This is a genomic window from Paenibacillus sp. sgz302190 (genome assembly GCF_059820445.1).
In genome coordinates this window covers 58040-83473 of record NZ_JBZYAO010000038.1, presented here as the reverse complement: position 1 = coordinate 83473, position 25434 = coordinate 58040, and the positions used below count along the sequence as shown (strand labels likewise).

General features: G+C 51.1%; 23 protein-coding genes. 20 read left to right on the top strand and 3 right to left on the bottom strand.

The genetic code is table 11. From position 1 onward, the window contains the following. Positions 1-632: 632 nt before the first annotated feature. Complete coding sequence (locus AC6RNO_RS29745) at positions 633-1574, bottom strand: ABC transporter substrate-binding protein (protein ID WP_497107704.1); 942 nt, start codon at positions 1572-1574, stop codon at positions 633-635. Between the two features lie 289 nt (positions 1575-1863). Here AC6RNO_RS29745 and AC6RNO_RS29740 point away from each other — a divergent pair, with 289 nt between their 5' ends. From AC6RNO_RS29740 to AC6RNO_RS29715, 6 genes are all read left to right on the top strand, one after another. Next, the gene (locus AC6RNO_RS29740; RefSeq protein ID WP_497107703.1) at positions 1864-3645 is read left to right on the top strand and encodes a histidine kinase; all 1782 of its coding nucleotides are present in this window, start codon (positions 1864-1866) and stop codon (positions 3643-3645) included. Beyond that, positions 3620-5245, top strand: coding sequence for a response regulator transcription factor (locus tag AC6RNO_RS29735; RefSeq protein WP_474681128.1), 1626 nt, complete (start codon positions 3620-3622; stop codon positions 5243-5245). The genes AC6RNO_RS29740 and AC6RNO_RS29735 overlap by 26 nt, the downstream gene beginning before the upstream one ends. A 187-nt stretch (positions 5246-5432) precedes the next feature. Beyond that, positions 5433-6302: an ABC transporter permease gene (locus AC6RNO_RS29730; protein WP_488436808.1), complete on the top strand. Its 870-nt coding sequence runs from the start codon at positions 5433-5435 to the stop codon at positions 6300-6302. 14 nt (positions 6303-6316) lie between these two features. Beyond that, positions 6317-7207, top strand: coding sequence for a carbohydrate ABC transporter permease (locus AC6RNO_RS29725; RefSeq protein ID WP_488436796.1), 891 nt, complete (start codon positions 6317-6319; stop codon positions 7205-7207). A 64-nt stretch (positions 7208-7271) separates the two neighbouring features. After that, positions 7272-8813, top strand: a complete 1542-nt coding sequence (locus AC6RNO_RS29720) for an ABC transporter substrate-binding protein (protein WP_474681126.1) — start codon at positions 7272-7274, stop codon at positions 8811-8813. Between the two features lie 73 nt (positions 8814-8886). Further along, on the top strand, positions 8887-9732 hold the full coding sequence (locus AC6RNO_RS29715; protein ID WP_497107702.1) for a TIM barrel protein: 846 nt from the start codon (positions 8887-8889) through the stop codon (positions 9730-9732). Positions 9733-10131: 399 nt separating this feature from the next. On the opposite strand, the gene AC6RNO_RS29710 is transcribed toward AC6RNO_RS29715, so the two are convergent. Continuing rightward, the gene (locus AC6RNO_RS29710) at positions 10132-10491 is read right to left on the bottom strand and encodes an MmcQ/YjbR family DNA-binding protein (RefSeq protein ID WP_497107701.1); all 360 of its coding nucleotides are present in this window, start codon (positions 10489-10491) and stop codon (positions 10132-10134) included. 46 nt (positions 10492-10537) lie between these two features. Further along, the gene (locus tag AC6RNO_RS29705; RefSeq protein ID WP_497107700.1) at positions 10538-11377 is read right to left on the bottom strand and encodes a helix-turn-helix domain-containing protein; all 840 of its coding nucleotides are present in this window, start codon (positions 11375-11377) and stop codon (positions 10538-10540) included. Positions 11378-11579: 202 nt separating this feature from the next. Between AC6RNO_RS29705 and AC6RNO_RS29700 the strand changes: the two genes are divergently transcribed. The 14 genes from AC6RNO_RS29700 (at position 11580) to AC6RNO_RS29635 (ending at position 25418) form a co-directional block, all read left to right on the top strand. Beyond that, positions 11580-12449 carry an ABC transporter permease subunit gene (locus tag AC6RNO_RS29700; RefSeq protein WP_497107699.1) on the top strand — a complete coding sequence of 290 codons (870 nt, stop codon included), beginning with the start codon at positions 11580-11582 and terminating at the stop codon, positions 12447-12449. 13 nt (positions 12450-12462) lie between these two features. After that, on the top strand, positions 12463-13278 hold the full coding sequence (locus AC6RNO_RS29695) for an ABC transporter permease subunit (RefSeq protein WP_497107698.1): 816 nt from the start codon (positions 12463-12465) through the stop codon (positions 13276-13278). Between the two features lie 34 nt (positions 13279-13312). Next, positions 13313-14614: an extracellular solute-binding protein gene (locus AC6RNO_RS29690; protein ID WP_497107697.1), complete on the top strand. Its 1302-nt coding sequence runs from the start codon at positions 13313-13315 to the stop codon at positions 14612-14614. 52 nt (positions 14615-14666) lie between these two features. After that, complete coding sequence (gene yiaK / locus AC6RNO_RS29685) at positions 14667-15683, top strand: 3-dehydro-L-gulonate 2-dehydrogenase (protein ID WP_474681114.1); 1017 nt, start codon at positions 14667-14669, stop codon at positions 15681-15683. Positions 15684-15708: 25 nt separating this feature from the next. Then, positions 15709-16200 (top strand): YhcH/YjgK/YiaL family protein, encoded by a 492-nt coding sequence (locus AC6RNO_RS29680; protein WP_497107696.1) that lies wholly within the window; start codon positions 15709-15711, stop codon positions 16198-16200. Then, a complete protein-coding gene (locus AC6RNO_RS29675) occupies positions 16197-17213 on the top strand; it encodes an alcohol dehydrogenase catalytic domain-containing protein (RefSeq protein WP_497107695.1) in 1017 nt (338 codons plus the stop codon). Before AC6RNO_RS29680 ends, AC6RNO_RS29675 begins: the two co-directional genes overlap by 4 nt. Positions 17214-17427: 214 nt before the next feature. After that, positions 17428-17643 (top strand): hypothetical protein, encoded by a 216-nt coding sequence (locus tag AC6RNO_RS29670; protein ID WP_474681111.1) that lies wholly within the window; start codon positions 17428-17430, stop codon positions 17641-17643. Between the two features lie 34 nt (positions 17644-17677). Further along, positions 17678-19192, top strand: coding sequence for an argininosuccinate lyase (gene argH, locus AC6RNO_RS29665; RefSeq protein WP_497107694.1), 1515 nt, complete (start codon positions 17678-17680; stop codon positions 19190-19192). A gap of 12 nt (positions 19193-19204) precedes the next feature. Further along, positions 19205-20158 (top strand): amidohydrolase family protein, encoded by a 954-nt coding sequence (locus AC6RNO_RS29660; RefSeq protein ID WP_497107693.1) that lies wholly within the window; start codon positions 19205-19207, stop codon positions 20156-20158. After that, entirely contained in the window at positions 20159-21517 is a 1359-nt protein-coding gene (locus AC6RNO_RS29655) for an extracellular solute-binding protein (protein ID WP_497107692.1), read from the top strand. It begins immediately after the preceding gene. Next, positions 21517-22377, top strand: coding sequence for an ABC transporter permease subunit (locus AC6RNO_RS29650; RefSeq protein ID WP_497107691.1), 861 nt, complete (start codon positions 21517-21519; stop codon positions 22375-22377). The genes AC6RNO_RS29655 and AC6RNO_RS29650 overlap by 1 nt, the downstream gene beginning before the upstream one ends. Positions 22378-22427: 50 nt before the next feature. After that, positions 22428-23186, top strand: coding sequence for an ABC transporter permease subunit (locus AC6RNO_RS29645; RefSeq protein WP_497107690.1), 759 nt, complete (start codon positions 22428-22430; stop codon positions 23184-23186). 192 nt (positions 23187-23378) lie between these two features. After that, on the top strand, positions 23379-24617 hold the full coding sequence (locus tag AC6RNO_RS29640) for an MGDG synthase family glycosyltransferase (RefSeq protein WP_474681105.1): 1239 nt from the start codon (positions 23379-23381) through the stop codon (positions 24615-24617). 105 nt (positions 24618-24722) lie between these two features. Further along, complete coding sequence (locus tag AC6RNO_RS29635) at positions 24723-25418, top strand: TVP38/TMEM64 family protein (protein WP_488436781.1); 696 nt, start codon at positions 24723-24725, stop codon at positions 25416-25418. The last annotated feature ends 16 nt before the right edge of the window (positions 25419-25434 follow it).

Below are 25434 nucleotides of genomic sequence, written 5' to 3'. Positions count from 1 at the left end.
TGCCGGAAGTAGCAAATGGGAAAATAAGTATCTAATAACTCAAAAAGAAACTTAACCATTTTAATCCAGTCGATGTTAGCTTCTTTGCAAAGCTAGTGGAAAAGCCTGCAATTGTGCAGGAATTTTCGGTCAAAACGAGCCGAGCCTTGCATATGCGCGGAAATTCCTGCAGATTTGCAGGAATTTACTGTTGCAGGCCCTCAGACGCGCAAAAAACTGTACTTTTGCAGGTTTTTGCACGCGTCGAAGGCGCACGCACAGTGCCGAGTCAGATGAGCGTTGGGGGAGAAAGCAGAATCGAGAGACATGGGTCGTTGCCGGATTAAGCCTCCGTCGTGCGTAAAAGTGGCTTGGCAATCCCAAAAGCCTGCAAAAGTGCAGGCTTTGTCGGTGGATTCGGCTCGTTTTGGAGAAAAGCCTGCAATTGTGCAGGAATTTTCGGTCAAAACGGGCCGAGTCTTGCATATGCACGGAAATTCCTGCAGATTTGCAGGAATTTACCGCTGCTGGCGCTCCGACGTGCAAAAACCTGCACTTTTGCAGGTTTTTGCGTGCGCCGCCTAAGGCGCACAGCCCAGTCGGTCGCAAAGCCCGACAGCGCTTTCCGCGCGCCGCTCCCCCTCGACATCCCTTTATCTCGCCGTGAGCTTGACGATATCGTCCATCACTCTTTCGCCGGCTATGACGCCGTTGTACAGCCAGCTGCTGTTGGAATCGACTTCGTAAATATGTCCCGATTGTACGGCGGGGATGTTTTTCCACAGCGGATCTTCCAAATTGCCCGAGAGCCCTTTGTCGCTGTTGACCAGAAAAATGTAGTCTGCGTCCAGTTGGGCGAGTTTCTCCAGCGATATCGCGACCCAGTTCGCTTTGGCATCCGGCAGCACCGCAACGATGTTGGGCGTTTGCAATCCCAATTCTCCGTAAACGACAGCGCCGCTGGCTACTTTACCGTTGACGACATAAAAGTTTTTATTCGTCAGCCACAAAATGGCGACTTTTTTCTCGCCGATGGACTTCTGCAGCTTTTCTTTTGTTTCTTTGAGCTTTTGATCGTACTGCTCAAGTGCGCGGTTGGCTTCGGCCGTTTTGTTCAAAAGCTCGCCCATTTTCAGCAGCGTTTTCCGATAATCGCCGATAAGCTCTGTACCCAGCACATAGGTTGGGGCGATTTTCGAATAATGTTCATAGAGACCGTTCTCGACTGCAGATTCAGGCCCCATGATCAAAAGATCGGGGTTATAGCTGAGCACAGTCTCAGGCGGAAGTGTAGAAGGGATAGCGGGAATTCCGTCCAGCTGCGTTCGCAAATATTCCTGCACGTTTCCTCCTTTTACCGACCATTGCGCCACGGGTTTAATGCCCAGAGTTAGCAAAGGATCTTCCAAATAGGAGGCGATGATGCGCTGCGGATTGGCAGGGATGGCGACTTCATGGTTCATGCTGTCTTTGACCGTTTTGCCGGCTGCCTGGTCTCCCGCTTTTCCGCAGCCTGAAGCGATAAGCGCGACGGCGCAAAATACGATGGCGAAAAAAGAAAGGCGTGACGCTGTTGGTTTCTTTCGATAAAACATGATAACCTCCCGAATAATTTCGTAAATTGGAACCTGAAATTGTAAATGTCCACCCTTTCCATATTATTGATTATGAGAATCATTGTCAACGAATCGACCAATCCGGCGAAGCGTGCGCGGGATAGCGGGAGCTCGAATCGGGCCGATCCGGTGAAGCGTGTACGGGATAGCGGGAGCTCCGTCAACCCGGGTTTTCATAGCAGAATTCCTGCAATGCGTTAGTTGTGGTGCGAATAGTTCAATCATGATAACATGGAATCAAAGAAATGAAAGGGGGCGCAAATCAACCGTGCAATCAGGCAAACGGCCGCTGCTCAAGTCGCTTCGCTTTAAGCTGGTTTTCGGCTTATTTTTGATCGTCGTCCCGCTCATCGTTGTTATGATTTACAACAATTTGTACGCGATTAAAGTCGTACGCAATCAGGTCGCCCAATCGAACAAAAATTTAATCAGCCTGTACATGGGCCAAATCGACCGCAATCTGGATGAGGTGGACAAATATTTGTTCAACGTCGCCGCACAGGAAACCGGCCTGCTCGTCCTGGATGTGCAGAGGACGCAAAATGACGACCGCTATTATTTCACAAAAATTCAATTGAATAACAAACTGTTAAAAGACCTTCCGAACTACAAATCGATGGAAATGTTTTTTGTTTACTCGGAGCCGAATCAGGATTTATTGACCGTCATGAGCGATCAAGTCAACTATGGCAGGCAGGAAGCGATTGAAAGCAGCATCAATCAAATGTTTCAGGATCAGCTCAGCGGCGCCAACCAAATAAACTTGAAAGAATGGTTCATTCACAAGCTTGGAGATCAATATTTTTTGACTCGCGTGATCAAATATGGGAACGTTTATATCGGAGCCTGGGGCGACGCAACCGAATTAATGGTACCGCTTAATTTGGTTGATTTGGGTGTAAACGGCAAATCGATGCTGGTCACGGATACATTCGAAGCGATGGCTAACCAGCCTTTCGTGCAAAAAAACCGGATCGATTTGAACTACGTCGGCAAGGACTACAAGCTGACAGGAGCCAATGGAAAATTTTTGGTAGTCGGGGAAAAGTCGGCGAAAGGGCGGTTCAGCTTGGCGGCCGTCATTCCGGACAGCGTCATTTTGGAAAATCTCCCGTTCCTTCGGAACATCGTCGCTTTCATATTAATCGGTTCGCTTGTTCTGCTGCCGTTTATTCTATATGTTTTGAGAACCATTATTTTAGTTCCGATTAACCGGATCATGATGGCCATGCGAAGAATCGAAGACGGGAATTTGGATGTGCGCATCACTTACCGTCCGTCAGTCATTGAATTCGAGACGATGAACCAGTCGTTTAACCGGATGATATCGCAAATCCAGGAATTGAAAATCAACGTTCTGGAAGAGCAGTTGAACCATCAGAAGGCCGAGCTGAAGCATTTGCAGCTGCAAATCAATCCGCATTTCTTTTTAAATTCGCTGAACATTATTTATAATTTGGCGCAGGTGAAAGATTTCGCCCTGATTCAGGAGATGGCGCTTTGCCTCGTGCAATATTTCCGTTTTATGTTCCGCAGCAACCTGGCGTTCGTGGCGCTGAAGGATGAGATTCAGCATACGCTGAACTATTGTCGCATCCAGGAGATGCGGTTTCCTGCGAATTTAACTCACGATCTGTCCGTGTCGGACGATTTGCTGGACGGGCTTGTTCCTCCGCTTGTGATCCAAACTTTTGTGGAAAATTCGATCAAACATGCCGTCAGCATGGACAGGCAGGTTCATATCGGGATCACGATTGAGGCCAGAGGGGACGAAAAGATCCAAATTTGCATCCGGGATACGGGCAAAGGATTCCCCGAGGAAGTTTTGGCGCAGCTGCAGACGGAGACGGAAAATTGCGATGGGGAAGGTTACCGCATCGGAATCTGGAATGTGCAGCGCAGATTGCGTTTGCTGTACGGGGATGAGGCGCAGATTGCGTTCTCCAACGACGCCGGTCAAGGGGCGGTTATCGAAATTCTCATTCCGTTTTTTAAGAAGGAAGTCAATGAAGGGGGCAGAGCCGATGCTACATTTGCTGGTCGTGGATGATGAAATTCATGCCGTGCGGGGGATCAAGGCAGGGGTAGAGTGGGAGCAGCTCGGATTTTCAAACGTTCATGAAGCGTTCAACATCCGACAGGCGAAAGAAATTTTTGCCGCTCAAAGGATCGATATTTTGATTTGCGATATTGAAATGCCGGAAGGCGACGGGTTTCAGCTGCTGGAATGGGTCAAAGAGCATTTCCCGGAAACCGAGGCGATTTTTTTAACCTGTCACGCTGATTTCGGGTACGCGCAAAAGGCGATTCAACTGGGAAGCCTGGATTACATGCTGAAGCCGGTCCGTTTTCCGGATTTGGAAAAAGCGGTGCGAAAAGCGATCTGCAAATTGGAAAAAGAAAGGGAGCTCATCCGGTTCAACGAGACCTACAGGCATTATTACCAGCTGTGGGAGTCGTATCAGCCCATGTTTATGGAGCGCTTTTGGCAGGAGCTGATCAACCGGTCGATTCCATCGCGCAGAGATCAAATCGGGCAAATTTTGGTGAAGCACAACATTCCCTACAGCGATACGATGCTGTTTTTGCCGATATTGATCAGCGTGCAGCGCTGGCACAAGAAGCTGACTTTGCGGGAAGAAAAAATTATGGAGTACGCCCTGCGCAACTCGCTCGAAGAACTGATCGCGATCAAAAAATCGCAAGGCCAAATCGTCCAGGTCAAAAGCGGGGCATTGCTTGCGATCCTTACGGCAGACGCTGCGGGCGGGATGGATAACGAGAAGCTGCGCAGCGACCTGCAGTCGTATATTGAAGCTTGCAATGCTTACTTTTTTTGCGACATTTGCTGTTATATCGGCAGCTCCGTGCATATCGAGGGGACGCTTGGCGCGTTCGAAGCGCTGGTTGAGATGGAATCCCGTAACGTCACGCTGTCGAACAAAGTTTTTTTCTTGAGCGGGCAAAAACGGAGCTATGACACGATTCCGCTGCCGCAAATGAACGGCTGGGCCGAAATGCTCAAGCAGGGGTGCAAAAAGCAGCTGATCGAAGAGATCGATCAGTATTTGGACGCCATGAAGCGGATGGAAAGTCTAGACGCCAAATTGCTGCGCAGATTTTACGAGGACTTTCTGCAAATGCTTTATCATGTTTTGCACTATAAAGGGCTGCGGGCGCATCAGGTGTTTTCCGAGGCGCTGTTGTCCGTACAAGCTTCCGCCACTACGCGTTCCGTGGCCGATCTGCGGCAGTGGGCCGGATCGCTGATCGAAGAAGCGGCCGGCCATATTCATACCGCCGATGAGGGGCAGTCCGTCGTAGACAAAGTGAAGCAGTATATTACCCGGCACATATACGAAGACATTTCGCGCGAGGATATCGCAGGCCATGTGAATTTGAACCCGGACTATTTGACGAGAATGTTCAAAAAAGAAATCGGTTTGACGATTTCCGAATACGTCCTCCAGGAAAGGGTGGAGATCGCCAAAGAAATGCTGGCCAAAACGGATGTCCCGATTGGCAGCATTGCCGCTTCGGTGGGCTACAGCAACTTTTCCCATTTCTCGAAAATGTTTAAAAAGGCGATGGAAATGAATCCGCAGGATTACCGGAAATTGTTTCAGACTCCCAAGTCGGAAATGTGGTAACGGGAAGTCGGGAAACAGGTAGAAGACCGGACGAAAGCCGTATATGATGGGAATATAACCGAAGAGGAGGAACGATATGGGGACAACCACAACGGCTATTTCAGCATCGGCAGCAGAGGTCGCGGTTACGAAATCGGCAACGAGAAAAAAACTGAAAAAAATATGGAGGTATGCCCCGTTGTTCGTCATGGTGCTGCCTGAATTGATTTATTTGATCATAAACAACTATTTGCCGATGCTCGGCTTGGTGATTGCGTTCAAAGACATCAATTTTACGAAAGGAATATGGGCAAGCGAATGGGTCGGATTTAAAAATTTCGAGTATTTGTTTAAAACTTCCGATGCAATGATCATTACCCGCAATACGCTTCTGTATAATTCGGCTTTTATTGTCATCAACCTGATCATCGCCGTCGGCGTCGCCATTTTGCTCAATGAAGTGCGCAAAAAATGGTTCGCCCGGTTTTATCAAAGCATCATTCTCATTCCGTATTTGATTTCCATGGTTATCGTTGGCTATCTGGTGCTTGCCATGCTGAGTGGTGAAACCGGTTACATTAACAAACACCTGCTGCCTTTGTTTGGCTTGGACGCGATTTCATGGTACAGCGAGCCGAAATATTGGCCGTACATTTTGATCTTTGTGAACATTTGGAAGCACGTAGGTTATTTATGCGTCATTTATTTGGCGGCGATTATCGGAATCGATCCCGAGTATTACGAGGCAGCCACCATCGACGGAGCGAGCAAATGGCAGCAGATCACCAACATTACCATACCTTTAATAACGCCGGTTATCGTGATCATGACGCTGCTGCAAATCGGGCGCATTTTTTACTCGGAATTCGGCTTGTTTTATCAAGTGCCGCTTGATACCGGAGCGCTCTTTCCGACAACGAATGTCATCGATACGTACGTATACCGGGCTTTGCTGAGACTGGGGGATATCGGCATGTCTTCGGCGGCGGGCTTGTACCAATCCGTGGTCGGATTCATACTCGTCCTTATTTCGAACTACGTGGTGAGCAAGCGAAACCGGGATAACGCATTGTTTTAAAAGGGGGGATCGATTTGAAAATCAGACAAGGACTGTACCAATCGTTCATTCATGTGTTTTTCATTGGCATTGTGTGCCTTTGCCTGCTTCCGTTTTTTCTGCTCGTGATTACGTCTTTTACCGATGAAACGACGATTGTGCAAGAGGGGTATTCGTTTTTTCCGAGCAAACTGAGCCTTTCCGCGTATCAATTTTTGTGGAACGACGCTTCGAACATTTTTCGCGCTTACGGCATTACCATATTCGTGACGATTGTCGGCACGTTTGTCGGGCTGTCAATTACAGCTTTGTGCGCCTATCCGCTGTCCAGAAAAGATATGCTGATGCGCAAGCCGCTTTCGTTTATCGTGTTTTTCACCCTGCTGTTTAACGGCGGACTGGTTCCGACTTACCTGGTGTACACCCAATTGTTCGATATGAAAAACACGCTGCTGGCTTTAATCATTCCCGGCCTGCTGTCCAACGGATTTTTCGTTCTTATTATGCGAACTTTTTTTATGAGTTCGATTCCGGCGCCGGTTATTGAATCGGCCTCGATCGACGGAGCCGGGGAATTTAAAATCTTTTTCCAAATCGTGCTTCCGCTTTCTCTCCCGATTTTGGCGACTGTCGGTTTGATGCAAACGATCGGCTACTGGAACGATTGGTTCAACGGTTTAATTTATATTACCGACAGCGATTTGTTCAGCTTGCAAAATCTATTGAACCGGATTTTGCTGAATGCGCAATTTTTATCTAACGGTGCGCTGAGCCAAACGACGGAACTTGCCGAAAGCAGTAAAATTCCGATGGAATCGGTTCGGATGGCTATGGCGGTAATCGGAACTGTTCCGCTGCTGTGCGCGTATCCTTTTTTTCAAAAATATTTCGTAAAAGGTCTCGTCATCGGGGCGGTCAAAGGCTAGGCTATACTCGGCGGCTGCCGGTTGGCATACAGTACAGCTATATATTCAAAAGGGAGGTTATCACATGAACAAGAAGCGGAAGGGCATCCAATCTGCGCTGGCAGGAATGATGACGGTTTCACTGCTGCTGACGGCTTGCGGAGGCGGTGGTGCGGGAAGCTCCACGGCGGCCAAGCCGCAAAGCGAGGCAGGGGGAACCGCGACGGCCAAGTCGGATTTAAAGCCTTATGAGCTGACGATCGCCTACTACAAGGTGGGGAACACGAAAGATTCGCAGGAAGTCCAGGATGCCGTCAACAAGTTGACCAAAGCGAAAATTAACGCCACTGTTAAATTCGTTCCGATCGATCCTGCGGCATATTCCCAGCAAATCAATCTGATGCTTGCCAGCAATGAAAATTTGGATCTGCTGGTCACCTTGACGTCTTTGGGCTACGGCACGCAGGCGGCCAAAGGGCAGCTTGTTCCGCTGGAAGACCTGCTTAAGAAATACGGGCCGGATATCGCCAAGGTCGTCACGCCGGATATTCAAAAAGCGACTACGACAAGCGGCAAGCTGTACGGCGTACCGAGCGTTCGGGACTGGGCCGCAGACTACGGCGTTCTGATGCGCAAAGATATCGTCGATAAATACAAGATCGATCTGAGCAAAATCAAAACCTTCGACGATCTGGATGCCGTTTTCAAAATCATCAAGGATAACGAGCCGAATATGGCGGCTATTATTCCGGAAGGGGCGGGCAATTCGATTGTTGCGGCCATCGCTCCGGGATTCATGGACCCTTTGAACGACGACAACGGCGTTTTGCCCGATCATGACAATAACTTGAAAGTAGTCAACTGGTTCGAATCGAAGCAGTATGCGGATTTGCTGAAAATGGTCAGAAGATGGTATACGGAAGGATACGTTCCGAAAGATATCGCGACGAATAAGCTCCGTCCGGAAGAACTGGTGAAGGCCGGCAAAGCTTTTGCGTTCGTGGCGCATATGAAACCCGGCTATGAAGCCAAGGAAGCGATTTCGACAGGAACGCCGATGGTGGCGGCCCGCATTATCTCGCCGGTTACCTCAACTTCGTCGATCGCCAACGTCATGTTCAGCATCGCCAAAAACTCGAAGGACCCGGAGAGGGCGATGATGTTCCTCAACCTGCTCTACTCTGACAAAGATTTGGTCAATTTGATCGACTATGGCATCGAAGGCAAGCACTATGTCAAAAAAGGTGACCTGATCGGCTTCCCGAACGGCGTAGATGCGCAAAATGCGACCTACAGCCCGAATCACGGCTGGGAATGGGGCAACCAGTTCCTCTCCTACGTGTGGGATAACGATGATCCGAACGTTTGGAAAAAACAGGAGGAATTCAACAAATCGTCCAAAAAATCAAAAGCGCTTGGCTTCAGCTTCACGGTCGACCCGGTTAAGACGGAAGTGGCCGCCGTGCAAAGCGTGAAAGATCAATTTAAAGTAGGGCTGGAAACCGGAACGCTGGACCCGGACAAAAACTTGCCGGAATTCATCAGCAAACTGAAAGCTTCGGGCATCGACAAAATTATCGCCGAGAAGCAAAAACAGCTTGATGAATGGGCGAAAACGAATAAATAATAGATGAAGGGGGCCGACCGCTTGAGCGATTCAAACGGTCGGCCATAACCTATGTATTGAAGGAGAGTGTACGATGAGAAAAATGGGTATAGGCGTGCAATTGTTCACGCTGCGCAACGAAACGGCTGCCGATTTTCCCGGAACGCTGCACCGGGTAGCCGAGGTCGGGTACGAAGGCGTGGAATTCGCCGGATACGGCGGGATTGCCGCCGGGGAGATGAAACAGCTTTTACAGGAAACGGGGCTCAAGGCGATCGGCAGTCATGTCGGTCTGCCAAATTTGCGCAACCAGCTGCAAACTGAAATCGATTATTTGCTTGAAATCGGCGGCAAATATTTGATCTGTCCGAGCATCGATGTAGAGAAACGCCAATCGCCGGACGATTGGAAACGTATGTTCGTTTTCTTCGAAGAAGTCGGAGCCGAAGCAAGCAAGCATGGTCTTACGTTCGCGTATCATAATCACGCGTTTGAATTCGATGTTCAAGTCGACGGCCAATTTGCCTTCGACGCCTTGTACGCGGCGCTCCCCCCGGAATTGCTGCAAATGGAAATGGACGTATGCTGGCTGGCTTTTGCCGGGAAGGACACGCTCGGCTATATGGCGAAATATGCCGGCAGGCTGCCGCTTCTGCACCTCAAGGACTATTCCAGGGATGAAGAAGCGATTGAAGCTATGAATCAAATGTTTGCCAAACAGTTCGGTTCGCACAATTTCAAGTACCAAATGGCGACTCTGGAGCTCGGGCAAGGGGAAGTTCCGCTCGTCGATGTTATTGCTGCAGCACCCGCTGCAGGCGTGGAGTGGCTCATTGTGGAGCAGGATATGTGCCTCCGCAATCCCCCGTTGCAAAGCGTCGCCAACAGCATGAGCTGGCTGAAGCAGCATAATGCAGGCGGCGTAAAAACATTGGCGTGAGCCACCGCTCGGCAGGGTCGGCGGCCGGACTGTGCCGCCGCACGGCAGACTCCTAGCAACCTGAAAAAGCCTGCGAAAGTGCAGGCTTTTTCGCTGAAAGCGGCTTGTTTTTGCGAAAAGCCTGCGATTGTGCAGGAATTTCCCGGTCCAGACGGACTGAGCCCATGTATGCGCGAAAAAAACTGTATTTTTGCAGGAATGTTCCGTTGTCGGCGTATGAGCGGGGAAAAAACTGCATTTTTGCAGGTTTTCACCGCATTTTGCAGATTTCCGCCTCGCGTTTTGCACGCACGCTATTCGCGCGTTGCCAAGCAAGTAGATGCGCCTGCTGGCATTGCGCGCTTTTCAAAAAGAAAGCTGAGTCATTTCGCTGCGGCGGCATGGCTCAGCTTTCTTTTTTTAGGATTGCAGGAGCAGGTCTCTGTCTGCTTTTGGCATTTTTGCGATAACAAGCAGGTAGGATTCCCGGAGCATGGTAACGATGACGTCATCCGGCACCTCGCCGTTCAGCATGACGGTGTTCCAGTGCCGCTTGTTCATATGATAACCGGGCAGCACGGCGCCGGGGTAGGTTTCGCGCTGCAGCCACGCTTCATCCGGGGACGTCTTTAGATTGACTCTTTCCTCGCCGTTCCGATCGGTAAACAGGGCAAACATTTTTTCCCGCACGTAAAGCACCGGCATGTCCGGATCGAACGGATACCGCAGACTGGCGCTCTTGTAGCTTAAACCGAGTTCGATTAATTGTTGTTGGTTCATGTTTCATTCCGCCTTTGCTCTAAATCTTCCTGTCTGAAGCGATATACTACAAACGAGCCGCTTCGGAATCCTTCAACATATACTGGGAAGGGGTCATGCCTTCATGCTTCTTGAAACTTTTGCTGAAATAAAAAATATCGTTAAAGCCTACCTTATCCGCCGCCTCCGTAACGCAGTAGCCGTCTCTTAACAATTCCTTTGCTTTTCGCAGGCGAATGTCCAAAAGATAGTTGATGGGAGACGTCCCGGTCACTTCCTTGAAAATGCTGCCAAAGTAGGAGGAACTGATGCCTGCGCTTTCCGCTATTTGGTGCAAGGTGATCCGGGACGGGTAAAACTCTGTCATAAAATTAATCGCCTTCTCGACTTTTCGCACCTTATCATAATTGAAATTAGACCCGCTTTTCCACTGCAGCAAGAGGGAGAGCATTTCCAAAAAAATAGCTCTTCCACGGAGCTCCTTATTGTGATTGCCGGACAGCCACGTGCCCGTGAAAGTGGAAAACAGATCCATGAGCCGGGAAAAAAGAAACTCGTCATTGATTTTTTCGACGGGAGCAAAGGGGAGCTCGATGTTCAGAAATTCCCAATCGTTGTTGTTCAGTACCGGACACGTATACAGAAAATCAACCGTAAAGCAGTGCATCAAACGGTCGGGAAACGTATGGCCCGAACGGTGGTCAAGAGGCTTGTAGTAAACCAAATCGCCCTTGGAGACCCGGTGCACTTGTCCGTTGCATGTAAGCTCGGCTTCGCCTTCATACACAAGGATCAGATTATGCTTATCGTAAATCGTGCTTCCTTGAAACTTCCAATTCGCCGTACATCTGCGGTCAGCCACATAAGTAAATTGCGGAAACATGTTTGCGGGCAGGGATATGTCCATACGCAAGACCTCATAATGACAGTGATATAGTACAAATCCAATTATATCGTATATTCCGTTACTGTTCAAAGCCATATACAATGAAAACATGCATTTTGAAAGCGCTATCTTCGCTGCTTGGCAAATCGATGACTAGGGGAGAGATCATATGCAGCAAAATGAGGCCATTTCGATATCTTACACGGAACGGAGGAAAAGGAACATGTGGGCGTGGTTGGATGAGCGAATACGTTTTATTTTATTGCTCCCGGCGTTCGTTATCATGGTCATTGTGTTTTTTTATCCTGTGATGTATACATTTTTTCTGAGTGTGCATGATTGGACGTTTTTCACGTTGAACGATCCGCCTTTTGTCGGGATGAAGCACATTTTGCATGTTTTGCAGGATCAAGGATTTTATATGTCCATGCTCCGCACCGCGTTGTATGTCGGCGCAGGCGTAGGCTTGCAATTCCTGCTCGGCTTTACGTTAGCGCTGGCGGTGAACCGCATGACTGCAGGGCACGGGGTAGTAACGGCTTTGCTTGTGCTGCCGATGATGGTGACGCCGGTTGTCGTCGGCCTGATTTGGAAATTCATTCTGGATTATAATTTCGGTATTTTCAATTATTTTCTGACGATGCTCGGTTTTGCGAAGGTTGCGATGCTGAGCGACAATGCGCTTGCCATGCCGTCAGTGATCATGGTCGATACCTGGCAATGGACTTCATTTATGTTTATTACTTTGCTTGCAGGCTTGAAATCGCTTCCAAACGAGCCCTTCGAAGCGGCGAAAATGGATGGGGCGACGACATGGCAGACGCTGCGTCACGTGACTATGCCGCTTATGAAACGAATCGTTATTGTTTCACTTGTCCTTAGAACCGCCGGCTCAATCAAAGTGTTTGACCAGATTTTCGTTTTAACCGGAGGAGGCCCGGGGACGGCGACCGAAACGACTTCGATTCTTTTGCACAGAAAAGCGTTTGTGGATTTTGATTTTGGTTATGCAGCGGCATTTGCGATCGTTCTTACCGTCTTTGTCGGAATCATCTGCTGGTTCGCCATCCGATCGCTGTATTCGGAAGAATAGGAGGGGGAAGTCCGTGATTCGCAGCAAACCCATTTTGGCATACGGATACGTAACCGTGGCATTAATGATGTTCATATTCCCGATTTTTTGGGTGATGTTTACTTCGATCAAAACACCGGCGCAAGCGTTTCAAATTCCTCCCGTCTGGATATTTAAACCGACTTTCGAAAGTTACGCTATCGTCTTTAGCAGGCAGCCATTTTTCTATTACTTTTTGAATTCGCTGATCGTGACTGTATTATCGACGGCTTTTTCGCTGCTGACGGGAACGCTGGCCGGATACAGTTTAGCCAGATTTCGGATCAGAGGGCAAAAGTGGATCAGCTTTACCGTATTTTTTACCAAGATGTTTCCGCCGATCGTGCTTGTAGTGCCGTTCTTCATTTTATTCCGCAAGCTCGGGGGAACCGATAATTTGTTTGCGCTTACTTTAACATATACATCCTTTAACTTGCCGTTTGTCATTTGGCTGATGTGGGGGTTCTTGAAAGAGCTTCCCGAGAGCCTGGAAGAAGCCGCATCGATTGACGGGGCGTCGCGTTTCGGGGCGATGTGGCGCATTATGCTGCCCTTGGCTAAGCCGGGATTCGCGGTGGCGGCGATTTTTTGCGCGATGAACTCGTGGAACGAATTTTTATTTGCATTAAATTTAACGGGCACGCATTCCAAGACACTGCCTGTTATGGCGGCCAATTTCGTCACGCAGGAAGCGATTTTATGGGGGCCCGTTACCGCGACCGGTACGATGCTGATGATTCCGATGTTTATTTTCACGCTCCTGATCCAAAAGCATCTGGTTAAAGGGCTTACGATGGGCGCTGTGAAATAACCATATATGTTCAAATACAAGGGGGACTTTAGGTATGTGGAAAAAACAAATGTCTGCTGTCGCACTGCTTGCGCTTGTCGCCACCGGGTGCGCTTCGGCGCCTAATCAACCGTCCGGTACGAATCCGGGCGGGCCGGCGGGCGCAGGCGCGTCGAAAGGGAAAACCGTTAATGTGGTGGCGCAATCGGGAATTTTGTACAACGCCTTGAGCAGCCTTGCACCCGATTTTGAAAAAGAAACGGGTCTTAAAGTAAACGTCCAGGAAGTGGGGCGGGATGCTTATTTGCAAAAGGTAACGACCCAGCTTCTTGCCGGAGAAGACGGACTCGATGTCGCCCTGGTGCTCAACAATTATGTCGGCCAATTTGCGGCCGGAGGTCAATTCGAAGATTTGACCCCTTATTTTGCCAAGGAAGGAACGAGTCTTGACCGGTTTTTGCCTGCTTCGGCCGAATCCGTCAAATTCAACGGGAAACCTTATGCGATGCCGCTTGAGTTAAGCACCATGTTTTTGATTTATCGCAAAGACTTGATTCCGACGCCTCCGAAAACGTGGGATGAATATGAAAAAATCGCCAAGACGTTTACAAAGAGCCTGAATCCTCAGTCTCCCACAGAATTTGGAACTACCTTCCAGGGGAAACGGGGATATACGCAGCCCAAGGAGTGGTACCAATATCTATGGTCGATGGGCGGCGATTTGTTCGATAAAGAAATGAAGCCGACGTTCAACAGTGAAGCCGGCGTTAAAGCGCTGACTTTCGTAACGGACAATTACCGCAAAACAAAAATAGTTCCGCCGGATGCGACAACGTACGAGTTCCCGGAAGTGCTGTCTGCGTTTCAAAATGAAAAGGTGGCGATGGCCATTGAATGGAATGCGGCCTACTCCCAATTGAAGGACGAGAAGAAATCGCCCAAGGTGTTTGACAAGTTTGCCATTGCGGACGTGCCCGGCGGCGTTTCGTTCATCCACGCTTGGTCGATTGCCGTGAACTCCGCCTCGAAAAATAAGGAAAGCGCATACAAATTCATCTCTTGGGTGACCAATCAAGGGGCCAAGAAGTATGCGTTGGCAGGAGGCGTTCCGCCTGTGAAGTCCGTTCTTCAGGACCCGGAACTGATCAAGGCGCGTCCCGAGTTCCCGGCTATCGAAGCGGCGATCAATCACGCCAAATTGGAACCTAATTTGCCGGAATGGCCGCGAATTCAAGAGTATATCACGGAAGGCATCACGAAGGCGCTGGCCGGAGAAAAGACGCCGCAAGCCGCGCTTGACGAGATCAACAAAAATATTTACGACTTTTTGAGTTCAAGAGGATATTACAAAAAGTAAACGGCGCAATGACAGGCATGTCCAAAAAAGAGATGACAAGGAGAGCAAACATATGGCCAGAGTACCTTTTGAAAAGATGAAATCGGAGATTGTGCGCGTGCTCCTGAAGCGGGGGTTTACGGCAAAACGGGCTGAGGAATGCGCTGTATTGTTTGCCGAAGCCAGTCTGGAGGGCGTTTATTCGCATGGATTGAACCGGGTTCCGCGGTTTGTGGATTATATCGAGAAAGGCTACGTAGATATTCATGCCGTACCTACCCAAATTGACAGCATGGGCATGCTGGAGCGATATGACGGGAATTTGGGGGCGGGGAATCTGAACGCCAAATTTTGTATGGGACGCGCGATCGAATTGGCGCGCAAAGGCGGAATCGGCATGGTGACCCTTCGCAATACGAACCATTGGATGCGCGGCGGGAGCTACGGCTGGCAGGCAGCTAACGCAGGATGCATCGGCATTTGCTGGACGAATACGGAATCGTGCATGCCGCCCTGGGGGGCCAAAGAGACGAAGATCGGGAACAACCCTTTTATTTTGGCGGTTCCGAGAAAATCGGGAAATATCGTGCTGGATATGGCCATGTCCCAGTTTTCATACGGGAAGCTTGAAGTGACGAGGCTGAAAAATGAGCTTCTGCCGGTCGACGGCGGCTTTGACGACGATGGGAAATTGACGAGAGATCCTGCGGCGATCGAAAAGTCGATGCGCATTTTACCGACAGGGTACTGGAAAGGTTCGGGATTGTCCATTTTGCTGGACTTGATCGCAGCTTTGTTATCCGGCGGGTTATCGACGCGCCAGATGGATGAGAGGAAGCCTGCGCCGGGAATATCCGGGTATGGCGGCTCCCAGGTATTCGTCGCAGTGGACACAGCCGTTGTATCGGGCGAGCTGTTTGCGGAAGAGCTGGTCAATGCTGCGGTCGATTATTTGCATCAGGCGGAGCCGGCGGAAACGGGAGGCAAGGTTGCCTTTCCCGGGGAGCGGACCAAGGATACCAGAGCAGCCAATCTTGCCCAAGGGATACCTGTCGACGAAACCATTTGGCAAAAAGTGCTGGATTTATAATTATCGGGAGACGAAAGGGAGCGCTATGATCATCGGAGACGTGCGGAATTGGGAGAAGGAACGGAAATGGTTTTCTCCGGGTTTGCAGAAAGCGATTGCGTATATTCAACATACGGATCTGCTTCATTTGCAGCCGGGCAAGTACGAGATTGAGGGCAGCGATATATTTGCGGTCGTGCAGGAAATGGAGACGGTCGTGAAGCCGGAGCGAAAAGCGGAATGCCATTCCGCGTATATCGATGTGCAGTACCTCATAAGCGGAGATGAGGAAATCATCGGCGTCGGAAGAGCTTCGGTGCTGAACGAGACGGTCGCGGATAAGCTGGATACCGACGATTACGCGCTTTACGATGAAGTTCAGGGAGAATTCGAGATCGTCCTGAAGCCGGGCATGTTTGCCGTATTTTTCCCTTCCGATGTGCACAGGCCGGGCTGCAGCAAAACAGGGGGAACGCGGATTAAAAAAGTAGTGGTCAAGGTAAAAACGAACCTCGCATACAAGGAGTGCGTTCTATGAAAGCGATACAAGTAGTAAAGCCGGGGGACCTTCGGGTGATCGAGATCGATAAGCCGGAAATCCGGCACGCCGACGAAGTTTTATTGCGGGTCAAAGCCGCCGGCATTTGCGGCTCCGATATGCACATTTATCACGGAACCTCGCCTGTCGCTGCGTATCCGCGCATTATCGGGCACGAGGTCGTCGGCGAAATCGTAGTGGTCGGAACGGGAGTGGAACGCATTCGCGTCGGCGACAAAGTTGTTCTAGAGCCGATTCAGTCATGCGGCGGCTGCTACGCATGCCATTCGGGACGGCCCAATGTGTGCGAACGTTTGCAGGTTTACGGCGTTCATTTGGACGGCGGTTATCAGGAGTATTTGGTTGTGCCGGAAAAGAACGTTCACAAGATTGCCGATCATCTGGATTGGGATACGGGAGTTCTGATCGAACCGTTTACGATCGGGGCGCAGGCGGTATGGCGCGGAGACGTGCGCGAAGGCGATCTCGTATTTATTATGGGCGCGGGGCCTATCGGCTTATGCGCTTTGCAGATGGCAAAGCTTCGGGGAGCGGTTTGCATCGTTTCGGATTTAAGCGAATCCAAGCTGGCTTATGCCGCCGAATTGGGCGCAGATCATATCATTCAAGCGAAAAAAGACGATGTCCGCGAAACGATTATGCGGATTTCCGGCGGATCGGGTCCGAATGTGACGATCGATGCCGTATGTACGGTTCGGACGTTTGAAGAGGCAGTGGCGTACACTTCGGTTGCAGGCCGCGTAGTCGTGCTAGGTTTCGGCGATTCGCCGTCACAAATCCCGCAGCTCCCGATTACAAAGAAAGAGTTGACTATCGTCGGTTCCAGGCTGCAAACGAATCAATTCGCTCAAGTTATCGGGCATTTTAACGATGGGACGATTCGGCCGCGTTCTTTTATCACGCATCGTTTTCCGATGGAAGAAATAGGCCAGGCAATCGAACTTATTGAGAAGCAGCCGAACGAAGTGAGAAAAGTTATCCTTGAGTTTTAAATGCATACCGCACATTCAGGGGCAAGGGGACACTCAAAGTGTTGACATTTTAGAAAAGTCGTGTTAATTTGTAAATACAATTATTCCCATTCATATACTAAGAATAAAGCTGACTGGAAACCCGGAGGCATGGATCACGTATCCATGCCTTTTTGCGTTTTTTGCCGGACCGGTCGGCGAATGGGTCTAATCAGCGAACTGCGGAGGGATGAGGATGATCCAAACGAGCATTCAGTTTAATCAGTCTCAAATTAACGTCAATTTGATCGGTACGGACCAAAAGCTGCTGCCTTCCCTGATCCATGCGTTGAACACGAACAAGCTGACGCTGGCCAGCAGCGGCAAACCGCCTGTCCGGATCGATCTGTTCAGCTCTGAAGCTTTTCTTTATTCGGAAGAAGGCAACACATACAGAATTCCTATATTTTAAAACCGACTTTTTTCATGTGAGGAGCGGGTTCGTCATGCCTAATCGAGGATCGACGCCATCGCTGGATCAGGAGCAAGCATTCCCGGGAAAAACGTACGCTGAAGCGGTTTTGGCTCCCGCTTACGACCATGCCAAGACAGAATTGCTCGGTCCCATGATGCAAATTCATAAAGCCCATCTCGTTATGCTGCGGGAGGAGCATATTTTGGAGGAAACGGAAGCCCGGCAAATCGCGATTTCCTTGCAAGCCGTCGACTTGGAGCGTTTGCGCGAATCTACGTACACCGGGCAGTTTGAGGATCTGTTTTTTGCAGTCGAACATGAGCTGCTGAACGGGGCCGGGGAAGCGGCGGGCAATTTGCACCTGGGGCGCAGCCGCAACGATATGGGAATCGCGATTTACCGCATCGCATTGCGCGAAAAGCTGCTGGACACGTTGACATCCGCCGTATTTCTCGGCGAACATTTGCTGAAGTTCGCGGCCTCTCACGCCGATACGGTCATGATCGGCTACACGCACACGCAGCAGGCACAGCCGACTACGCTGGGGCATTATGCGGCGGCGGTGTCCGACTCGCTTGGCCGGGACATCCACAGGCTGCAGGCCGCATACGCGAACTGCAACCGCAGCAGCATGGGGGCCGCGGCCCTGACCACATCGGGCTTCCCGGTGAACAGGGAGCGCATCGCCGAGCTGCTCGCCTTTGACGGGCTGATCGAGAATGCTTACGATGCGGTCAGCGGGGCCGACTATATCGGCGAAATTGCCGCCGGCGTGCAGCTGGCCGCCCTGAATCTCGGCCGATTCGTCCAGGAATTGCTGCTGTGGAGCACGCAGGAATTCGCCGTTTTGAAAGTCGCGGCCCCTTATGTGCAGGTCAGCTCGATCATGCCGCAGAAACGGAATCCCGTTTCCATCGAGCATATGCGCTCGCTCCTTTCCAGCGCTGCGGGGCTGGCGCAAACGGTGCTGTCCATGCTGCACAATACCCCGTTCGGCGATATTGTCGATACGGAGGACGATATGCAGCCTTATGCATGGAAAAGCCTAGCCGTGCTTTCCTCGGTATACCGCCTGCTGGCGAACGTCATCGCCACGCTTGAGATTAACGGGGAGGCGCTGCTGGCGAGAGCGGAGGACAGCTTCTCCACTGTTACCGAGCTGGCGGATACGCTGGTGCGGGAGGAGAAGCTTTCGTTCCGAACGTCGCATGCGATTGTCAGCCATGCCGTGAGCAAGGCGCTCAAACGCGGGACTTCGAAGCGCAGCCTCTCCCTGAAGCTGCTCCATGAGGCGGCGGAGGAAACGATCGGCAGGAAACTGACCCTGACGGAAAGCAGTCTGTCCCTTGCGCTCGACCCCAGGCATTTCGTTGCCGTGAGGAGGGTCGTCGGGGGACCGAACCCGCAGGAGGTGCGGCGGGCTTTGGACGGTCACGCCCGCAGACTGGAGTCGCAGACGAAGTGGCTCCATACGAGGCGGGCGGCGATTCGCGAAAGCCGGGAAAAGGTGGATCGCGCGATCGATCAACTGGTCAATCAAAATTAAAGGAGGAGCAGCATGGCCCTGTTTAAAAATAGCTTTCGCGTATTCGATATTCATGCGCATTTGCCTTATCCGCTTCCGATCGGCACGAAGAGTGAGGTGTTCGACCGGGAAAGAACCCGGCGGTCCGAACGGATGAGGCTGTCCTGGGATTTTCCGGCCGCTTCGGCCGCTCCGGCCGACGAAGTGCAGGATCAGCGGCCGCTGATCGACCGCTGGATCGAGGAGCTTGATAAGTACTCGATCGGCGGCATCAACTTTTTGACGGCCTGGGGCAACGATGATTTGGCCCGGCAAATCCGCAAATACCCGGACCGGTTTACGGGATTTGCCCATCATTCGATCGAGGAGCCGAACGCCGCTGAAGAGCTGAAACGGGCCGTCGATACGCTCGGATTGAAAGGCTACAAGCTCTTCGGTCCGCTCGTCGAGCTCCCGTTCCACGATCCGAAGCTCACGCCCGTGTGGCGCTTCCTGGCGGAGCGCAAGCTCCCGGTGCTGATCCATTTCGGCATATTGGGCCATACAGGGGGCATCGTTCAGCATTTGAACATTAACCCGCTGTCGATTTTCAACGTTGCCCGGGAATACCCGGACATTCCTTTCATCATCCCGCATTTCGGGGCCGGATATTTTCAAGAGCTGCTGCACTTATGCTGGAGCTGCCCGAACGTCTACATCGATACGTCTGGCTCGAATCAATGGATCCGCTGGAGCCCGTATGAGCTGACGCTGGAGACGCTGTTCCGCAAAACGTACGAGCTGATCGGGCCGGAACGCATCATTTTCGGCACCGACTCCAGCACGTTTCCGCGAGGATTCGTGTACCGGTATTTGCAGGATCAAGTGCGCGTATGCCGGGATTTGCGCTTTGCGGAAGCGGATATCGAACTTATTTTCGGAGATAATGCGCGAAAGCTGCTGCAGATCGGGTCTTACGCGCTTTCAGGCGGAAGGGAGCGGGTATAAATGGCGTTTGCGGCGCGCATGGCAACAAATTGGATCGCAACTTCGCTGGGAGCCGCTTTGCTGCTTTCCGGCTGTTCGGCCGGGGGCAGCCAACCGGCTTCGAATGCGGCGGCTAACGGCACGGCCGCTCCCCATACGGCTGTAAGCGGCGGCGAGGAGAAGGTGACGCTCGAATACTGGCAGTACCAGTATCCGGCCAAAGTGGAGCTGGTCAATCAGCTGATCGAAGATTTTCAAAAGAAGTACCCTCATATTACAGTGAAGCAAACGAACTTTCCTTACGACCAGTACAATGAAAAAGTCGCCACACTCGTGCCGGCAGGCAAAGGGCCGGATATCATTAACCTGTACTACGGCTGGCTGCCCAAATACGTAGCTTCCGGCTACTTGCAGCCGCTGCCTGCCAGCGCTTTTCCCGAGGACAAAATCAAGTCGGAGTTTTTCCCGTTCGTCGAAACGGCCAAGCTGAACGGAAACTATTATGCCATTCCGACCGCGGTACGGACACTGGCGCTCTTTTATAACAAAGATTTGTTCGTCAAAGCGGGTCTCGACCCGGCGAGGCCCCCTGCAACGTGGGATGAGCTTGTCTCCTACGGCAAAAAGCTGACGGAAAAAGACAGCAAGGGCCAGTTCGTCGTCGAAGGCATCGCCTGGCAGCCGGGGGCGCAGCTGCACCATTGGTTCCGCGATGCGCTCGTCTATCAGGCCGGGGGCAAAGATATCAGCGACGACCGGCGGCGCATTTTATGGAACGAATCGCCTGCAGGGCTGGAGGCTTTCAAATATTTGATTGACTTGTCGCTTATGCATCAGCTCGGCACGAAAGATTTTTACAACGACGACATCACGGCGTTCAAAGGCGGGCATGCGGCGATGAACATCGACGGCTCTTTCCAGCTCGGCGGTTTGAAGAAGGATGCGCCGAACCTGAATTACGCGATTGCGCCGCTGCCGTCCTACAAGGAGAAAGCGACGCAGGTTTCGTTCTGGGCCAATGCGATTACCAAAAACGTGCAGGGGAAAAAGCTGGAGGCGGCCGCAGCCTTTTTGCAGTATATAACGAGCAAAGAAGTTCAGGAGCAATGGGCGGAAAAAGTCGGGGAGCTGCCGGCCAAAAAAGACGTGGCTTTGCAGGACAAATATACGAAGGATGAGAAGCTGGGCCCGTTTATTCGGCAGCTATCGTATGCGCACGCGCATTTTTTTGTCGATGAGAAGCTGGAGCGGGATTATTTCACCCAGGCTGTCGACGAAGTCGTGCTGAACAAAGTTCCTTATGAGCAGGCGTTCGCCGATTTGATCAAGAAGACGCAAAAGCTGTATGACGATTATTGGGCGAAGCAGGACAAAAAGTAATGGTCAGGCAAAAATACATATTCGTTTACAGTTGCTTGCTGCTCCCGCTGCTTTTTTTCCTTGGCATTCGGATCGTGCCGATTTTGTATTCGTTTAACATCAGCCTGCGGGAATGGGATATGCTTTCGGAGACGAAGCCATTTGTTGGCTTGCACAATTTTATCCGTCTGTTCCAGGACGAAGTGTTTATCGCTGCCATTCGAAATACGCTCGTTTATGTGCTCGCCGGCGTGCCGCTGCAGCTGCTCGCGGGGCTGGTCATCGCTTTGCTGCTGCAGCGCATGAACCGGTGGAAAGGATTTTTTCGAACGCTCTATTTTATTCCTTATATTACAAGCGTGGTGGCGGTTAGCTGGGTGTTCCGCTGGATATTGATGAAGAACGGCATCGTTAACGCTGTTCTTTTGCAGCTTGGCATCGAGCCGCAGCTTTTTCTCGGCTCCCCGACCCAGAGCATTTATGTCATTATCTGCGTGATGATTTGGCAGAGCGCCGGATTTCAAATGCTCATCTTTTTGACCGGGTTGGAGGCGATCCCGAAGTTTTATGAGGAAGCCGCCGCCATTGACGGCGCGAACGCCTGGCAAAAGCTGTGGCACGTCACGCTGCCGCTGCTGAATCCCGTCATTCTTTTCTCGGTCGTCATTGCCAGCATCAGCTTCTTGCAATCGTTCACGCAGGTGCTGAATATGACAAATGGAGGCCCGCTGAATTCCACCGTTTCTTTAGTGCTGTATATTTACAATTTGGCTTTCAAGCATTTTGACATGGGAGAGGCCGCCGCCGCGACGATCGTTTTGTTTGCGATGATTCTATCGCTATCTCTCGTTCAGATGAAAGTTTTGAGAAGGGGGGAGTAATTCTGGGCAGAGCGATTCGGCCGATCCTACTCGGGCTCGGAAGCATATGGATGGTATTTCCGTTTGTGTGGATGATAGCGACATCGTTGAAGGTTCCCGCCGATGCGTATACGCTCCATATTTTTCCGAAGCAAGCGACATTCGCCAATTATGCCGAAGTATTCGTCAGAACCCCATTTTCCCAGTGGGTGACGAACAGTTTTATCGTAGCGGTTGCGACAACGCTCAGCGTCTGCTTTTTTGATACGGTAATCGGGTATGTGTTGGCCAAATTTTCGTTTCGCGGCAAAAACGTCATATTTATCGCGATTCTCAGCACGCTAATGGTGCCTACTGAAATGCTGATCATCCCCTGGTACTTGCTGACCGTGAAGCTCGGCTGGGTGGATTCGTATGCCGGCATTTTGTTCCCGGGCCTCATATCGGCTTTCGGCATTTTTCTGATGAAGCAGTTCATGGAATCGCTGCCGGAAGATTTGCTCGATGCCGCGAGAATGGACGGAATGAACGAATGGAACATCCTGCTTCGCATCGCGGTTCCGCTTGTCCGGCCGGCTGTTGCCACATTGTGCATTTTAACGTTTCTCGGGAGCTGGAACGCGTTTATATGGCCGCTGATCGTGACCCAAACGCCGGAAAGACTGACGATTCCCGTCGGCATCTCGTTTTTTTCAAGCGAGCTCAAGGACAGCAGCAGTTGGGTGCTGATCATGACGGGGGCTTCCGTATCGGTCATCCCGCTTATTGTTTTGTTTTTCTTTTTTCAAAAGCAAATTATTCGCGGAATTGCCCTCACAGGGTTCAAGTGACGGTAAAACCGGAATTTTCGCAAAAGCTTGTCCGGGGAGCGGAATGCTGTCGGATCAGGCTTTTTTTGCGTTGTTCGGCTGGGCTTGGGCGGATTTAATAATAATTTAATAATTGTTTCACAATTGTTTTATTTATAATGATTATGATTTGTTTTGTAAAGGAGCTGTACAGAAGTTAAGGAGGAAGGTCCTGTGGGGAAAAGAAATCCGCGAATCATGATACTGACTGCCAGCTACGGGGACGGCCATTTACAGGCGGCTCGCGCGCTGAAGCAAAGCTTGTTGCAGCAAGGGGCCGCAGACGTACAGGTCATCGATTTAATGAAAGCTGCGCATCCGCTGCTGAATACGATCTCGACCAGCCTCTACATAGCCAGTATGCAAACGTCCCAATACGGGGCGGATTACTACGGCTGGGGCTACTATAAAACGCGCGATACGGATTCCAACCATCCATGGGCCCGATACTTGAACCGATTGGGGAAAAAGAAATTAAGCGAGCTGATCCGAATCCATCGTCCCGATGCGATCATCAATGCGTTTCCTTACGGCGCCGCTTCGGAAATCGGCCGCGATTGGGGCATCCCCGTGTTTACGGTGCTTACCGACTATGCCTTGCATTCGCGCTGGATGCATCCCAATACGGATAAATACTATGTGGCTGCGGAAGAGCTTAGAACCGAGCTAGCCGCCAAAGGCGTCCCGCGCGGGCGGGTTGAAGTAAGCGGCATACCGGTCAGATCGGCATTTTACGGTGCGGCGGATACGAATAACGGCTTTCGCGAACTGCTGGACCCTTCCAAAGAAACGGTGCTGATTGCAGCGGGCGCTTACGGCGTGCTCGATCAAATCGAAGAGATGGCGGATTCGCTGTTGAAAAAGGCGGCTTGCACGCTGGCGATCGTCTGTGGTCGAAACCGGAAACTTGAATATAAATTAAAGGAGATGTTTGCGGGGAATCCGAACGTCCGCGTTTTCGGATTTGTCGACAACGTCCATGAGCTTATGGCGCTTGCTTCCTGTATCATTACGAAAGCGGGAGGGCTTACGCTGTCCGAAGCTTTGACGCTTGGGCTTCCCGTGTTTGTCTATAAACCGTTCGACGGGCAGGAGAAGGAAAATGCATTGTTTTTTATGAACAAAGGCATCGGGCAAATTTCGAACAGTCTTCCGGAGCTCGAAGAGCAGATCGTCCGATACTTATCGGACCGTTCGGGGGCAGCGCATATGAGGAAACAAATGACGGCTCTGCGCAAGGGAAGAGCGGCCGATACGATCGCCGGCGATGTGTTCCGTGCCATTGAGCGTTCGGCAAAACGCCCGCGCGTGCCTGAGGCAAGAAGGAGAGGATTCGTATGGCCGAGCATCGATTCGTTCAAACTGAGATGGAGCAATTTTTGGAGTATGTCCATCAAATTGAGGCAAAAATAACGGAATTGATTTTGAAAACAACGTTGACGGAGCAAGAAAAACAATACATTTTGGACCATATTTTGATTGTACCGGGCAAATCCGACGGGAATTGGACGGGGCGAAATGAGCGTTGAAGCGGATGCGGCAAAAGTCAAGCGGTTCAACCGGTCCGTCAGCATTACGGGACTGGTTCTCATCGCCGTCGTCGCCCTCGGGTATGGATATGTACTGCATACGGGAGATGCTCAAAGCTGGCTGAAATCGATTCAAAACCTGGGCGGCTCCGGCGTCCTTATCGGCATTGCGGTCCAGACGCTGGTCAACATGTTCCCGCTTCCGGGCGAATTCACTTCCCTTGTCCTGATGGAAATTTACGGCCCCGTATGGGGAGGGATTTATTCATGGATAGGGGGAGTGACAGGCGCCGTCGGCGGATTTTATCTCGCGAAGTGGGTAGCCAGGCCATTCTTCAGCCAACTGGCGTCCCCCATTCTCCATAAAGTAGATGAACTGGTCGCCAAGCGGGAAGTGGCTGGGCTGCTCGCGCTTCGTTTTGCCCCGTTTGTTCCTTACCATCTGGCGAATTACGCCGCAGGGCTGCTGAAAGTGAAGCTGTGGAGCTTCGTGTGGACGGCTGGCGTCGGAATTCTGCCATATACGGTCGCCATGAGCGGAATTTACGCCGGGGTCAGGAAGGGCTCGATGGGATGGGGCATTGCGGGCGGAACGATTTTTGTTCTGCTTGCGGGAATCGGCTGGTATGCGAGGCGGAGAAAACAGCGTCAAACTATTTGCCAAAAGGAAATGGATTTGCGATAATGCGCATAGGACATGA